Origin of the sequence: Methylobacterium sp. WL19 (assembly GCF_008040005.1) — a bacterium.
GTDB classification, from domain to species: Bacteria; Pseudomonadota; Alphaproteobacteria; order Rhizobiales; family Beijerinckiaceae; genus Methylobacterium; species Methylobacterium bullatum.
In genome coordinates, this window is the sequence record NZ_VRVC01000004.1 from 45,210 (window position 1) to 59,671 (window position 14,462).

Consider the following 14,462-nt stretch of genomic DNA (forward strand, 5'->3'; position numbering starts at 1 on the left):
GATGCGTCTTCAGGCGGCCGGTGCGATCTCGGCGGCCGTCAGCTTGCGTGCCGCATCCCAGAGCGACTTGAAGCGTTGCTGCGCCGCCGCCGCGAACGCGGCATCACCGAACACGACGGTCGCCTTGCGGGAGGCGACGTCCGTCTCGATGCGGGTATCGCGCCCGTCGGCGATGCCGAAATGGATGGGCGACGCATGCGCAAGACGGCGGACCTGGAGGCGAGGGTCGTCACCAGCCATGTGCTCCGAAAGCCCGGCGAGGGCCGTAGGGCAACCCTTGCCGATTTCCCCGTCGAGCAGGACGTTGAGCCGCGTTCCCGGCTTGTCGAGGAATTCCTCGATCCGAGCCGTGTCGAAAACCTCGGCCGAGAAGCTGCGGCACAGGAAGGACAGGCTGGCCTCGGCATTCGAAACGAGCACGTCCGTCACGGCTTGCGCATGATGCGGGCCGCGGTTGCTCACGACCCGGCGCGTGCCCGTGGCACGGCTGAGACGGAGTGCGTCCTCCGCCATTGCACGGTACTCGCTCATATCGGGGCGCATGATCATGGACTCGTTCGTTCTTAGGATGGGAGGGCTGGGTTACCAGCGGGTAAATGGTACGCCGCCCGCGGTAAACCACAAGCGTCATATGGGGGCGCCGCCGGTCGCCGTCATCGTCATCCGCATGTAGCCGGACGTTCCGGCCTCCGGCAAGGTGCCTGGGCACACGGGACGGACGCATGGGGGACGCGCGGTGCGCCTATCCTACGATGCGACATAGACCTCAGAGCGTTCGGGTCGATACTGGGAACGAGCCCGCAACGCCCTGCGCCTCGCCGACCATGTTCGCCAAGCCCAGCAGGCACAGGCCCGCTAGGAGGGCGATGCCAACGACGGCGAGGACAACGTCGGAGGTTCGTACCTCGGGTCCGGTACGACGACCGATGGCTTGGATGCGAACCCGGCGGAGCTTGGCGCGGTCTACGGTCATAAAGCGTTCCCCTTCCCTGCGTGAATGAACTGACGGATTGCGGCGGCGAGTCATCCGACCCGTGACACCCCGCCGCGAACGGCCGATACGGGATCGACTTGTTCGTTCGGTCATCGGCCTAAAACATTGGAAGGCATCCCGACGGGTCCCTTGGCCGCTCCGCCGCGTTGTCGACAAAGCCTTCCGCCACCCCACTCCCGGGGGAGGGAGGACGACGGCATCCCGGCAATGCCTCACCCGAACCCCGGCTGACATCATGAATTCGCGGATCAGGGCCTGGCTGGAGACCCTCGGCGACCAGTTCTGGCTTCGCCCAGGTCTCATCGTGATGGCCTGCCTCGGCCTGGGACAGTTCGCAGTCTGGCTGGAGACCGCGCGCATCGCCGGGTACGACGCGTCGTCGCCGGCCTCGGATTGGGGCTACACCGGCGGGGCCGAGGGGGCACGCGCCCTTCTGAGCGCAGTCGCCTCCTCAACCATCGGCGTCGCCGGCACGACGTTCTCCATCACCATCGCCGCGCTCTCCATGGCCTCAGGCCAGATGGGGCCGCGGCTGCTGCGCAACTTCATCCGCGACGCCCGCAACCAGGTCGCGCTCGGGATCTTCCTCGGGACCTTCGCCTACGCGCTGATCGTGCTGCGTACGGTGCGCACCGTGCAGGAGACGCCATTCGTCCCGCACCTCGCGGTCAGCGGCGCCATCGTTCTGGCGATGTTGAGTGTCGCGACGCTCGTCTGGTTCGTCCACCACACCGCCATCGGCATCAACGTCGAGACCGTCGTCGATGCCGTCCACGACGACCTGTGCGATGCCATCGGGAAGCACACCCTCGAAAAGCCGGACGTCCGCAGTACCCTCCCTATTCCCGGGGCCGGGAACGCGACGGCGTCGGGGTGCGGCTACCTCCAGGCGGTGGACGCCGACAACCTCGCCGACTGGGCCCACGAGCGCGGCATCCTGGTTTCCCTACGCGTGCGCCAGGGCGACTACGTCCCGGCCGGCCTGCCCCTGGCGCATCTCTCCGGCACGGTCGAGGACGCCACCGAGGCACTCGACAAGGCCCTGACATTCGGTCCGCGCCCGGCCGCCCTGCAGGACCTTGAGTATGCCGTGCGGCAGTTGAGCGAGGTGGCGGTCCGGGCGCTCTCGCCCGGCACCAACGACCCGTTCACGGCCGGCAGCGTGGTCGACCATCTCGGCGACGCGCTGTGCCGGCTCGCCCCGCGGTTCATGCCGGGCGGGGTGACCGCCCGGGAGGGCCGGATCGTGCTGGTCCAGCCGATGACCGACTACGCCGGGCTGTGCGATGCGATGCTGCACATGATCCGTCAGAACGCCGCCGGGTCTGTCCATGTCCTCGCCCGCATGCTGGAGGTGCTGACCCGGGTCGCCGAGGTCGAGCGTCGGGATGACCGTCGCACCGAGTTGCGCAGGCACGCCGACTTGGTCATCGCCGCGGCCCGCCGGGACGTCGCCGAACCAGCGGACCTGATGGACCTGGAGGAGCGCTATCGACGCTTCAGGACCACCACCTCCGACGCCTGAGGGGTGACCGCCGCCCCGTCCTCGGCTCGACCTTCCCCAGGCGTGGGCTTGGCGACGGTGCGTCTGGCCACCATGCCGAGCGTCGAGCCCTGGACGATGATGGTGAACAGCACGACCGCGTAGGTCGCCGCAAGGATGATCGGCTTGGCCTCGCTCTCCGGGATCGAGAGGGCCAGCGCAACCGAGATGCCGCCTCGTACGCCAGCCCAGGTGAGGAAGGGCACGTTCTTCGCAGACAGGTTCCCGCCCCACCGGAACGCCAGCAGGGGCGCCGAGACCGCGAGCAAACGCGCGACGAGCACGATGGGAACCGCCGCCGCCGCGAGGACGAGGGTGTCGGCCCTGAAGCGCAGCACGAGCACCTCCAGCCCGATCAGCAGGAACAGCACAGAGTTCAGGACCTCGTCGATCAGCGTCCACAGGGACGAGACGTAGCCCTGCGTGCGTTCGCTCATGGCATCGCGCGGGGCCCGGTCGCCGACGAGCAGACCGGCCGCGACCACCGCGAGGGGGCCGCTGACATGGAGCTTCTGGGCTAGCGCGTAGGTACCAGTGACCAGCGCCAGGGTGATCAGGACCTCGACGGGAAAGTCGTCGATGGTGCGCATGGCGCGGTAGGCGGCATAGCCTGTTACAACGCCGAGAAGCAGGCCGCCTCCGGCCTCCTGCACGAGCAGGCGGACGATCCCGGCCGCGCCGGACGCCTCGCCTCCGACGCCGGCGGCGAAGCCGAGGAGGACGGTGAACAGGACGATGCCGACGCCGTCGTTGAACAGGGCCTCGCCCTGCATCTCGATCTCCAGGGCGAGGGGCACCTTCACATTCTTCAAGGTGGCGAGCACCGCCACCGGATCGGTCGGGCTGATGAGGGAGCCGAAGACCAGCGCCCAGGGCAGGGTGACCGGCAGGCCGATGGCCTGGGCCGCCCCCCAGAAGGCGCCGCCGACCACGGCCGTCGAGATGACGGTTCCGACCAGAGCGAGCGTGGCGACCGGCCAGGCCCGGTCACGCAGGGCACCGAGGTCGAGCGTCATGGCGCCGGCGAAGAGTAGAAACGCCAGCATCCCGTTCATCACCACGGCGGTGAAATCGATCTGCCGGAGGGCACCGGTGAGGGCCTCGTAGAGGTGCTGTTCCGGGAAGGCGACGTCGAGGAGAACCAACAGCAGCGAGGCGACGAGCCCCATCACCAGCAGGCCGATGCCGTGCGGCATGTGGACGAAGCGTCGGTTGATCCAGCCGAACAGGGCGGACAGCGTCAGCAACGCGGCGGCAAGGTCGAAGATTGAAATCACGGTCGGATCCTGACATGGCCGCCCTGGGGGCCGGTACCGCTTCGACGCGGCCGGGAGGTACACGGTTCAACCGGTGTGGAGAGCCGGTCGGGACCTGAACGGAAGCCCGGCACGGCGTGCATGCGAGATCCCACCCGTCTTTCATAACGCGCACCCCGGTATAGACGAACGTCTGGACACCCCTGTCAGGGTCCTCCCGACGCGCGGGCGCTGCTTCTCCCGACTCGTCCCTCGGCGGGCCCAAACCACCTGAGATGAGGCACCGGCAACGGTGGCCTTCCCAGTCCCCGGAGCGGGTAACCGCAGCCGTATGGGCAGGCACATGTCAGATCTCAGCATGGAGAAAGACGATGCGTACCCTCGCAATGGCACTACTCGGCTCGTCGGCGCTCTTCGCCTCCTCGGCCATCGCCCAAACGGGCTCCGCCACGACGAACGCGGCCGGGTCCCAGCAGAACCAGGCCAGCCTCGCCGACTGCGACCGCCTCATCACGTTCCTCGACAAGGATAAGGCCGAGAACGCCAAGGTGAAGCCCGACACCGTCCGCGGATGGAAGCGCGACAACAAGGCGAGCGCCTGCCACGACACCCTGGCGCAGCTCGACCCGAGCTCGGCCGGGACGAATACCCCGAACGACAAGGCCCGCATCACGCTCCAAGAGGGGGCTCCCCAGATCCGCGTGCAGCAGGCTCAGCCGACCGTGACCCTGCATCAGATGCAGCCGCAGATCACCGTGCATCAGCCAGCGCCGACGGTGACGGTCAACATCCCGCGGCCCGAGATCACGGTCCGGATGCCGCGTCCGGACGTCGACGTATCCCAGGCCGCGCCCCAGCTGCAGGTCGTGCAGTCCCGGGACCAGGCCGACGTGAACGTCCAGCGTCAGGGCCAGACCCAGCCCCAGATCCAGTACAGCCAGGAGCAGGCGAAGGTCAGCATCGTGCAGCAGCAGGGGCAGCCGCAGGTCAAGGTCGAGCGGACGAGCCAGTCCGACCAGGGTGCCCGTACCGCCGATCAGCGCCAGGCCTACGAGAAGGAATTCGGCCTCATCGACTCGACCGCCAGCACGGGGTCGGGCGCGACCGCGGGGCATGCCATGCGCGTCAAGCAGCTCGACGACATGGATGTCTACAATGCCAAGGGCAAGAAGCTCGGCGAGGTCGACCGCGTGGTCATGAGTCAGAAGGACAGCAAGCGCTACGTCGTCGTCTCCCACGGCGGTTTCCTGGGCCTCGGCGAGGACAAGGTCGCGTTCCCGCTGGAGCGCTTCTCGGTCAAGGGCAACGACCGGCTAGTGATCCGCGGCGTCAGCGAGCAGGACGTCGAGAACATGGACAACTGGCGCAAGGACGTCGCCGACTACCGCAAGCTGAACGACGACGACCAGGCGAACCTGTCCGTGATGCAGTGAGCCCGAACGGTCCCACCGAGGGACCGTGGACGGGTGGGCCGGTCGCATGATGCAGGCGGACCGGCCCGCCAATAATTCTTCGCAGGCCGGAGGGTGCCAAGGCCCAGCAGCCCCTCCGGCCCGGCCCGTACGGGCTCACCCCTCACACGAGGATCGTCTCATGCTCAGGACCATCATCATTCCCGCGGCCGCGCTTCTGGCACTTGTCGGCTGCGACGAGCAGAAATCTTCGCAGGCCCAGACGACCACGACCACGACCGCGGCGACGGAGCCCAAGGTCGCCGATCCGGCAGCCACGGCTCAACCCGAGGTGGTCGCTGCCGCCCCCGCCGCGGCGCCCGAGGCGAATGCACGGGCGACGGCATCGCGAACCGGCTCGCTCGACGCCTACAGCGGACGAACGTTCACCGCCGGTCCGGTTTCCCTGCGGCTCAACGCCGACAACACCTTCCGCATGGACGAGACGGATGGGAGCCGGAAAGTCGAGGGGCAATGGCAGTTCGCCTCCCAGAGCAACCTCCTGGTCCTGTCCGACCCGAAGGGTGACGCGGGTACGGCCCAATTCCCGATGCGCTGCCATTTCCAGGAAAGCGGTAATGCGTTCCGTCTCGGCGAGACGGCGGGGTCATGCGCCCGCTTCAAGGACATGACCTTCAAGCCTGCCGCCGGTTAACCGCTAGGCGGTGGAGGCCATGCCGCCACCGCACGGTGGCGAGCTTCTCCTTGGCTTGCATCCGATGAGGAAGCTTGCCCCCGGAACACCTCCACCGCCGTACGATTGGACCATGTGACCGCCATCGCGTGACGCTCACCTGCCGGGGCGGCATCCATCGAAAACCGAGGAAACAGACATGAAGCGTTCGATCCTTGCTTCCGCACTCCTGGCCGGCTTCGGCCTCGGTGCCGCAACCCTGCCGTCACAGGCCTTGCCCGTCCCCGTTGACGCCGCTGGCGTCACGGCCGGACGCAATCACCACCTCATCGAGGTACGTATGTCCCGCCGGCAGATGAGGCGTCACCGTCGCAGCGGCGGCAATGCCAACATGCCGTCGCGGCCACCGGGAGCCAAGCAGTACGGCCAGACTAGCGGCGGCCCCCGCCGATAGGCCGGATCGCACCATTGCAGTGAGAGAGCCGCCGCCGGAGGGTAGAAAGCCCCCCGTCGGCCGTCCCATGACAGCGGATGCCACATGATTTTCTCGGAAGCGTTCGACCGGCTTGAGCAACTCGGCCGCTCGACCGTGGCACTGGTGCCGGGGCTCGCCGTTGCCCTTCTCCTGTTCGGCTTGGGCTTGCTGATCGCCCGTGGCGTGCGCGCCGCGGTACGCCGGGCGGCAGCGCTGCGCGATGCCTCGCCGGGCTCGGCCGCCGTGCTGGGACGCATCGCAGGTGGCGTCACAATTCTCGTCGCGTTCCTGGTCGCGGCCTCGGTGGCCTTCCCCTCCGTATCGGCCGCCGACCTCTTCAACCTGCTCGGCATCGGCGGCGTGGCCATCGGCTTCGCTTTCCGGGACGTCTTGCAGAACCTGCTCGCCGGCATCCTGATCCTGCTGACGCGTCCGTTCGTCATCGGCGATCAGATCCGGGCCGGTTCGTACGAGGGCACGGTGGAAGACGTCTAGGCGCGCGCCACCGTCCTTCGCACCTACGACAACGAGAGGGTCCTGATCCCGAACGCCACGCTGTTCGTCGACAAGATCACCGTCATCACCGCTCACGAGAGGCGCCGCCTGTCCTTCCCGCTGACCATCGGCAACGGAGACGACATCCGGAAGGCCCGGCACGTCGTCACGGAGGCCCTCGGGCAAACCGATGGCGTCCTCGCCGATCCACCCCCGGAAGCGCTGGTGACCGGTCTCGGGGCCGCCGGCGTCGACATGGTGGCACGGTTCTGGATCGACCCGCCACGGCGCCGGGATGCCGTCGATGCGCTGGACGGGGCGATCACAAGCGTGAAGGAGGCGCTGACCGAGGCCGGCATCGACCTGCCTTACCCAACCTCGCAGGTGCTCTTCCATGACCAGACAGAGGAAACCGATGGTGACCGGACCCGGCAACGGGAAGGCTGGCCGGTCGGTCGGAATCCGCCGAAGTCCCGTCGGACGGTGGAGGAAGGACGACGGGACGACGACAGCCCAGTCCCGTAACCTTTCCCCCGGTGTATCGGGCGGACTGATGATGACCCCGCCCCGACCACCTCGGCACGGCGGGCAGTGCCGTCGCGATCTACGTCAGGGACGGGACGCCGCCTCCAGCAGCTGTGGGGACATGGCCGAGAGAGCCAGGAGCGGCGCGGGCATCGCGACGCCCGCGCGACGCATGGCCTGGGCGACGTCCCGACAACGCACGAGATCGTTCGACCCGGCGGCATCCTCGACGTGCCGCACGTCCTCGGTCGAGGGACGAGGCGCGGCCGGTGCGGTGACCGGGGCATCCTTCGCCGGCCCCGACGCCGTGGCCGTCGAGCCTTCGGGCACGGCCTTGTTCTGCGTGGCACCCTGCGGGCCGGCGGCGCCTGGACCCGAGGCGGTGATCTGCCCGCTCATTCCCGAGGTGTTCTGTGGCGTACCCGACGCGGATGGCTTCTCCGAAGGCTCGCCGCTCTTCCGGGCCGTCACGGCGGTGGCCTGTTGCGCCGGCGTCTCGACGGCCTTCATCGAGGCCACGGGTTGGCGCACGAAGGCCACGAGCTCCTGGCATAGGTTAGCGGGCCTTCCCGCGGTCGAGGTGTCTCCCTGGGCCGAGGCCACCACCGGCAGGAGGGCTACCGCCGAGATGAGCAGCCTTGTCGATAAGAAGTGCATGTCGGTTCCTGACCTGATCCGTCCGACGAAGACGCCGGAGCATTCTGAACATTTAACGTCGCCGGGAGGCTGGTGGATCTGCATGCCCCAGCGATCAGCGGGCGACCGACCTTACGACCACCGAGGGGATGCGCCCGTTGACCATGCGTGACACGACCCGCAACAAGTTGCTCGGCGTCATCGCGGTGATCCTCGGGGTCGGCGCGCTCCGGGCGAGCTATTCCGTGACGATGCCCCTTGCGGCGGCCGGCGTCGTGATCGCGGCCGTGTGGCCGGTGAAGAAGTGGGTGGACCGGTACCTACCTTCCGGTCTCGCCTACGCTGCGACGGTCGCCACGCTCGCCGTCGTCTTCGCCGGGTTCACCGTCGCGGTCTATTTCTGCGCCGCTCAAGTCGTCTTTGCCTTCGAGCAGGACTGGGAACGCTTCAACGTCCTCTACGTACGAATGGCTCGGTGGGGCGAACTCTGGGGTTGGCCGCTCGACGGGCAGGTCGCCTACGGACGCCTGATCGGCGTGGCGCGAGGCCTCCTGCAGAACGTCTACGCGACGCTTGCCTATCTCGGCTTCATCGCGCTCCTGGTGACGTTTGGCCTGCCGGAGGTGCCGGCCCTGCGCATCAAGCTGCGCGAGACCTTCAACCGCGAGGAGCAGAGGAAGATCATCGAATCCGTCGAGGATATCGCACTCAAGACTCGCCAGTATCTCGGCATCAGCACCCTGACGAGCCTCCTCACCGGGGCGGCGACGACGCTCCTCGCGTTCGCCGTCGGCCTCGACCTGGCGCTGGTCTGGGGCGTCCTGAACTTCCTCCTGAACTACGTCCCGGTGGTGGGCAACCTGATAGGCATCCTGCCGCCCAGCCTCTACGCCTACATGCAGTTCCAGACCGTGACGGCTCCGGTCCTCGTTCTCGTCGGCCTAACTGTGATCCAGCTCATCATCAGCAACGTCGTCTACCCGATGCTCCAGGGACGGAGCCTGTCACTCTCGCCCCTCGCCATCATCGTCGCGCTCTCGTTCTGGAGCTGGGTCTGGGGCATTGCCGGCGCGATCCTGGCGGTTCCGCTGACCTCGGCCATCGTGATCGCCTGCGAGGCTTTCCCATCGACCCAGTGGGTGGCGCGGCTGCTGTCGGAGCCCGAGCAACGCAAGGGCTGGTTGGCACGCCGTCGCCGGGAAACCGCTCGCCGGCCTACCCCGGGCGAGGATCACGACTGACGTGCGGGACCCATCGATGGAACGCGCAGAGACAGTCATGGCCGGTGCATGACGGTCCCCGCCACGGCGGCGATCAGCAATCGTCGCCTTTGCCGGCCGAGTTGCCGAGCTTCTGTTCGACCCCGGCGTTGTTCATGGCGCCGACGGTACCGGGAGAGGCCGGTTGCGCCCCCCCAGCGAGGTTCTTGCTCGACGTGCCGACCCCACCGCCCTGGTCGATCCTGGCTTCCGTGCCGGGCTTCTCACCGAGGCGTTGGTTGGCGCCGACATTGTTCATGGCACCGATGGTGCCGGGCGAGGCCGGTTGGGAGCCACCCGCGAGGTTCTTGCTCGACCGGTCCACGTCCGAACTTTTCGGGTCCACGTGCTGGGGTGTCGGGTCCTTCGCCCTCACGTCGCCCGTGGCGCAAGGCGCGGCAAGGGCCGGAATGGTCAGGGCCAGCAACGCCGGCAGGGCAAATTTCAAGGACTTCATCGATTTTCCTCCGATTCATGGGACCGAGCGGAGCGGGCGACCGGTCGTGCCGCGGACGGGACCCGTTCGAACGTCGTTCGTTCGATGACGGTGTCCCGCTGGGCAATGCATAAAGGTTGGTTCCCTCGCGACCGGTCGCCGGGGGCGTCGTCGGGGATGCCGACTGTCCCAGGCTGCGTCCCGACCCGCGGAATGGGACTTGAGCCGATTGCTCCGGCACGAGGGGACCAGGCCGTCATTGCGCCTTGGGGGCGCCGGTTTCGTCGGTGAAGCGAAGCATTCCGCCCTTGTCGATGAGCAGCTTACCGTCGGGGCCGGGCTGACGTCCGTAGCCGGACCCGACAACGCGCAATCCGCAGCGTTCCGGACATTCGATCTGAAGGGTGTCGCCGGCCGCGACCTTCTTGTTGGTCTCGGTCGAACCCAGGTCCACGGTGACCGTATGTTCCTTCGTGTCCTTGTTGATGACGGAGACGGCGAAGGCGGGCGACGCCAATGCGAGCAGCAGGGTTGCCGATGCGAGACCCTTGGCGAGATCGACGTTCCACGAGGTTCTTGAACGGATCATGATGTCATTCTCCAGTGGACTTGAGTTGATGGGCAGGTGTCGTCCGGTACGGGTCACCGCGCGGGGATCTTCCTGGACCGACGCGTATTCCCGAGGTCGAACCGCGAGACGGCGTGTAGTCCGTCAGGGGCAGTCGTGGCGCTGGCCATCGTAGCCAAGGTAGGTGCCGGAAGAGGCGTCGTAAGACTTGAAGCGCCGTGAGCAGGAGGCGACCTCGGCGCGCGACGGGCCACTCCCGTTGCCGCCCTGTGCCGCCTGGGCCGCAAGCGCTCCCCCGATGATCGCACCGGCGGCCAGGCCGCCGAGGGCCGCGCCGCCCCGCCCGTAGCCGCCTCGACGGTAGCCGTATCCGCGGCCATAGCCGCGATGCCGGCCATACCCGCGTCCCGCATGACCAAAGCGCCGCCCGCCGAAACCGCGATGGCGGCCCACACCGTGTCCACGCATGCCCCCGCCGTAGCGACCATCACGAACGTAGGTGAAACCCGCACCACTCGATTGGAGGTCTGCGAATAGGGACTGGGCCGTGCCGTCGCGGGCCGACGCCGAGCCCGAACCACCGAGGATCGCTGCGGATCCGATGACGGCGATGGCGAATGTCCTTAGCTTCGATATAGACATCAAGGCGTATCCTCAGCTTGTTGCCGTAGTTCGGCCTACTCCGAGCAGATCATTTATTGCCTTGAGCGGGGAAACTTGGTGTTTCGCCGGTCGAGAAGCCTGCTCGGATGCTGATAGATTTAGGCAGGACCCAGGGGATTTCCTGTCGGAGTTCGCGGCAACGACGTCAGGGTTCGCCCGTCACGGAGCCAAGGCCGCCATCGCATGCCGTGTCTTCCCGGCCGGGTCGTGTGGGGCAGGGTGGATGCCATCGACGTTGGACGGGATGATCGGAACGCGGCGATTCGACGTCTTCCGGTGCCGTCACCGTAACGTGAGTGCATCCAGCCAGCCGTGCGAGGCGCCATATCGGATGATCTCGGACCGCGTACGCAGCCCGAGCTTCTCGGCCGCCCGTGCCTTGTACGTCTCGACGGACTTCACGCTGACGTCGATGTTCCGGGCGATCTCCTTGTTGCTGAAGCCTTGCGCGATCAGCCTGAGCACCTCCGTCTCCCGCGGGCTGAGCGCCTCGCCGGCCACGCCCGTTTCACCCCCGCGGGCCCCACCGGATGGGTCCGCCAGGGCATGGCCGGCGATGGCGGGATCGAGATACACGCCGCCCGCGGCGATGGCCCGCACCGCGCGCGGGAGATCCTCCGCCGCCGAGCGCTTTAGGAGGTAGCCCCGTGCGCCCGCCCTGAGCAGGGGCTGGACGTAGGCCACGTCCTCGTGGACCGTGAGGACGAGGAGGTTGGTGCCAGGGCATTCGCGCGTGACCCGCTCTGTCAGGTCGAGGCCGTTCATACCGGGCATCGAAACGTCAATGACGGCGACGTTCGGCCGGAGGCCACAGATGATAGACAGCGCCTCGACGCCGTTGCCGGCCTCGCCGACGAGTTCAATCCCGGGGTCGGTGCCCAGCAACGTCTTGATGCCTGCGCGGACGATTGGGTGGTCGTCCGCGAGGACGACCCGGATACGGTCCATCGGTTGACCCTTGCTCGGCGTCAGGCGAATCGGGGCGGGGACGGGATGCGCACGAACAGCGTCGTCCCGCTGGCCGGCGCCGTCTCAAGTGTGAGCGTTCCACGCAGGAGGGACAAGCGTTCCCGGATGCCCGATAGGCCAAGGTGGGGCCTGACCGCCGAACCATCCTCGACCTGCCCTGGGTCTTTCTCCGCATCGAAACCGATGCCGTCATCCTCGACGATCATGCGCACCTCGTCCGGACGCCGCTCCACGGAGACGCTGACGGTGCGAGCCTGCGCGTGCTTGAGTATGTTGGTGAGCGCTTCCTGCACGATCCGGTAGAGGGCCGTCTCGATATCCGCCGGCAGCCGGGAGGCCTCGCCCGGGAACTGGAGGTCGGACAGGATGCCATGGCGGAGGGACCATTCGCGTAGCAAGGTGGCGAGCGCCTCGCGCAGGCCCAGGTCGTCGAGCGCGGTCGGACGGAGCTGGACGGCGGCGCGATGGATGTCGCGCCCGATTTCGCCAGCGAGCAAGCGCAGCCATTGCACCTGATCGGTCGCCTCGCCGGAGACGCCCTGTGCCTCCAGGAGACCTTGCAGGCCCTTCAGGCCGAACGAAAGGCCCGTGACTGTCTGGCCGACCTGATCGTGAAGCTCCCGCGCGATCCGGCGCTGCTCGTCCTCCTGTGCCTCGCCGAGACGGCGGAGCAGATCGAGCCGTTCGGCCTCGATGCGCTTGCGCGGCTCGATATCCGCCACCACGCCGTAGATCAGGGCCGCGGGCGCGCCCTTGAACGACTCCGGCACGCGGCCGATCATCCTGACCCAGCGCGGCTGCCCCCCCGGACCTCTGACCCGGAACTCCTCGTCGAGGGGCATGCCGTCGGCGATACAATGTCTAACCGCATCGACGAGTCTGTGGCGGTCCTCCTCGTGGACCGCATCGAGCATTTTCCTGGCGTCGGCCTGGATCTCTCGATCCACCGACGCCTCGGTATCCCATCCCAGGAGCTCGGCGGCCCGTATGGAGCCTATGGCGCGCTCCTGCGCCGTATCCCAGCGCAATGTGCCGAGCTCCGCCGCCTCGACCGCCAACGCCCCCTGCTCCTCGCTCGACCGCAGGGCGAGCGAGAAGCGAGCCTGCTCGCCGCTCCGTCGCTGCGCCATGTCTCGGCTCACCAGGCCCACGAGCCCCAAAGCTAGGCCGAAGCTCAGCACGCTGCCGCCGGCCAGCACGTAATACGAACGTGCCACGGGCGCGTTCAGTGCCGCGACCGGCATTCCGAAATGCACCGACCATCCGCCCGTACCCTCCAGGGTGCGGTAGACGACGTCGATGTCCGGCCCCTCCAACGAAGGCCCGCTGTAGAAGCCGCTTGGAGCGCGCATGATCGCGGCCCGCAGTGCCGGGTTCGCCGGATGTCCGAGTTCCTCGGCCTCGGCACGGGTGCGGGCGATGGTATTCCCGTCCCCGTCGACGATGGTTCCGACCCAGCCTTCCGGCGCTCCGGCATCGCGCAGGATCGAGCTGACGGCGTTGGTGGCCAGTCCGACCGATAGGACGAAGCGGAGCGCCCCGCTCCGGATGACCGGCACCCGGAGGGCGACGCGGCGCTGGCCCGAGATCGGTCCGACCGGCCCGATGCCGCCGACGACCGGGCGCTCCGAGCGAATGACGGCATCGAAGCTCTCGCGGTCGGCGGTCGGGCCGAGCTCCGCATCAAGCGAGCGGAGGAGGTTGACGATCTGGACCCCGGAAGGGTTCGAGAGCTCGACGGTTTCCCAAAGGGGATGCGCCGCCTTGAGCCGTGTGGCCTCGGCATAGAAGGCCGCGAGGTCCGGCCGGTCGAGGCTGGCGGATGCCGCCTGCGCACCGAGTACCTCCATCTGCGAGGCGATGTCCGATGAGACGCGCTCGGCCACCCGGGTGGCACTGGCTACGGCGGCGCTCCGCGTCTGGTCGCGTTGCTGCTGCGCCATGAGGGTGGCCATCCAGCCGCTCAGCAGCAGCAAGGGAATGGCGGCCGCGAAGGCGAGGGCGACGAAGGTCCGAACGCTGCCGCGGCTCCATTGGCCCGCCGGCACGGTTACTTCCTCGCCAACATCCAAGGAACCACGCTCCTCCACGGCCCCACTTGCATCGGTCGAGCCGTGAAGGCCTTCGATCAGCCTGGTCATGGCATTCCGGCGTGACGGGCTCCTCACGGGAACTCGAAGGGCTCACACGATGAAGCCGGGCTGGTCGCCGCGGTTCCGTCCGCATCGTGAAGAAGGCGGAGACTCGACTCGATGACTTGAAGGGTCTGGCGGTCGCGATGCGTCTCGCGCACGGTTTCCTCCATTCGCTGCAGGCGCTCGATGAGGTCCGGCGGGGAGGCGCCATCGATGAGTTTCGCCTCCACGAGGACCGTCACTACCCGTTCCAGGCGGGCGAGGGTTCGGCCTTTCGGCGAATGCCGGGCTTTTCGCGTCATCTTATGAGCCTCCCTGTTTCATTCGTGTCCCGTCCCTGGGGCGGGCGATGAGGTCGGGTGGCACTGGTTTCCCCATGCCGAAGGGCCCGGCCGTGCCCGCACGGGTTTCAGGCGGACGTCT

At 67.8% G+C, this 14,462-nt stretch carries 17 protein-coding genes; 7 read left to right on the forward strand and 10 right to left on the reverse strand.

All coding sequences use genetic code 11. From position 1 onward, the window contains the following. Positions 1 to 9 precede the first annotated feature (9 nt). Both FV220_RS02020 and FV220_RS02025 read right to left on the reverse strand, forming a co-directional pair. On the reverse strand, positions 10 to 549 hold the full coding sequence (locus tag FV220_RS02020) for a hypothetical protein (RefSeq protein ID WP_147829335.1): 540 nt from the start codon (positions 547 to 549) through the stop codon (positions 10 to 12). Between the two features lie 217 nt (positions 550 to 766). Next, positions 767 to 973 carry a hypothetical protein gene (locus tag FV220_RS02025; protein ID WP_147829337.1) on the reverse strand — a complete coding sequence of 69 codons (207 nt, stop codon included), beginning with the start codon at positions 971 to 973 and terminating at the stop codon, positions 767 to 769. Between the two features lie 256 nt (positions 974 to 1,229). Here FV220_RS02025 and FV220_RS02030 point away from each other — a divergent pair, with 256 nt between their 5' ends. Then, the gene (locus FV220_RS02030; protein ID WP_147829339.1) at positions 1,230 to 2,519 is read left to right on the forward strand and encodes a DUF2254 domain-containing protein; all 1,290 of its coding nucleotides are present in this window, start codon (positions 1,230 to 1,232) and stop codon (positions 2,517 to 2,519) included. On the opposite strand, the gene FV220_RS02035 is transcribed toward FV220_RS02030, so the two are convergent. Then, a complete protein-coding gene (locus tag FV220_RS02035) occupies positions 2,483 to 3,814 on the reverse strand; it encodes a sodium:proton antiporter (protein WP_147829341.1) in 1,332 nt (443 codons plus the stop codon). The two genes, FV220_RS02030 and FV220_RS02035, sit on opposite strands and share 37 nt — an antisense overlap. A 350-nt stretch (positions 3,815 to 4,164) precedes the next feature. Here FV220_RS02035 and FV220_RS02040 point away from each other — a divergent pair, with 350 nt between their 5' ends. From FV220_RS02040 to FV220_RS26460, 5 genes are all read left to right on the forward strand, one after another. Then, positions 4,165 to 5,226 carry a PRC-barrel domain-containing protein gene (locus tag FV220_RS02040; RefSeq protein ID WP_187273300.1) on the forward strand — a complete coding sequence of 354 codons (1,062 nt, stop codon included), beginning with the start codon at positions 4,165 to 4,167 and terminating at the stop codon, positions 5,224 to 5,226. Between the two features lie 160 nt (positions 5,227 to 5,386). Continuing rightward, on the forward strand, positions 5,387 to 5,899 hold the full coding sequence (locus tag FV220_RS02045) for a copper resistance protein NlpE (RefSeq protein WP_147829345.1): 513 nt from the start codon (positions 5,387 to 5,389) through the stop codon (positions 5,897 to 5,899). A gap of 178 nt (positions 5,900 to 6,077) precedes the next feature. Then, a complete protein-coding gene (locus FV220_RS02050; protein ID WP_147829348.1) occupies positions 6,078 to 6,332 on the forward strand; it encodes a hypothetical protein in 255 nt (84 codons plus the stop codon). 84 nt (positions 6,333 to 6,416) lie between these two features. Beyond that, the gene (locus FV220_RS26455) at positions 6,417 to 6,848 is read left to right on the forward strand and encodes a mechanosensitive ion channel domain-containing protein (protein WP_147829350.1); all 432 of its coding nucleotides are present in this window, start codon (positions 6,417 to 6,419) and stop codon (positions 6,846 to 6,848) included. A 144-nt stretch (positions 6,849 to 6,992) separates the two neighbouring features. Continuing rightward, entirely contained in the window at positions 6,993 to 7,373 is a 381-nt protein-coding gene (locus FV220_RS26460) for a mechanosensitive ion channel family protein (RefSeq protein ID WP_348642056.1), read from the forward strand. A gap of 84 nt (positions 7,374 to 7,457) precedes the next feature. Here FV220_RS26460 and FV220_RS02065 read toward each other — a convergent pair whose 3' ends face one another. Beyond that, positions 7,458 to 8,030 (reverse strand): hypothetical protein, encoded by a 573-nt coding sequence (locus tag FV220_RS02065; RefSeq protein WP_147829354.1) that lies wholly within the window; start codon positions 8,028 to 8,030, stop codon positions 7,458 to 7,460. 143 nt (positions 8,031 to 8,173) lie between these two features. On the opposite strand from FV220_RS02065, the gene FV220_RS02070 reads away from it, so the two are divergent. Continuing rightward, complete coding sequence (locus FV220_RS02070; RefSeq protein ID WP_187273301.1) at positions 8,174 to 9,250, forward strand: AI-2E family transporter; 1,077 nt, start codon at positions 8,174 to 8,176, stop codon at positions 9,248 to 9,250. Between the two features lie 73 nt (positions 9,251 to 9,323). Here FV220_RS02070 and FV220_RS02075 read toward each other — a convergent pair whose 3' ends face one another. The 6 genes from FV220_RS02075 to FV220_RS02100 form a co-directional block, all read right to left on the reverse strand. Further along, positions 9,324 to 9,725, reverse strand: a complete 402-nt coding sequence (locus FV220_RS02075) for an exopolysaccharide production protein YjbE (RefSeq protein WP_147829357.1) — start codon at positions 9,723 to 9,725, stop codon at positions 9,324 to 9,326. A 235-nt stretch (positions 9,726 to 9,960) separates the two neighbouring features. Beyond that, a complete protein-coding gene (locus FV220_RS02080; RefSeq protein ID WP_147829359.1) occupies positions 9,961 to 10,350 on the reverse strand; it encodes a hypothetical protein in 390 nt (129 codons plus the stop codon). Between the two features lie 66 nt (positions 10,351 to 10,416). Continuing rightward, positions 10,417 to 10,914 carry a BA14K family protein gene (locus FV220_RS02085; protein ID WP_246689356.1) on the reverse strand — a complete coding sequence of 166 codons (498 nt, stop codon included), beginning with the start codon at positions 10,912 to 10,914 and terminating at the stop codon, positions 10,417 to 10,419. 303 nt (positions 10,915 to 11,217) lie between these two features. Then, a complete protein-coding gene (locus FV220_RS02090) occupies positions 11,218 to 11,883 on the reverse strand; it encodes a response regulator transcription factor (RefSeq protein WP_147829361.1) in 666 nt (221 codons plus the stop codon). Between the two features lie 20 nt (positions 11,884 to 11,903). Further along, a complete protein-coding gene (locus FV220_RS02095) occupies positions 11,904 to 14,045 on the reverse strand; it encodes an ATP-binding protein (protein ID WP_147829363.1) in 2,142 nt (713 codons plus the stop codon). Positions 14,046 to 14,068: 23 nt separating this feature from the next. Continuing rightward, positions 14,069 to 14,341, reverse strand: a complete 273-nt coding sequence (locus FV220_RS02100; protein WP_147829365.1) for a hypothetical protein — start codon at positions 14,339 to 14,341, stop codon at positions 14,069 to 14,071. Positions 14,342 to 14,462: the final 121 nt, after the last annotated feature.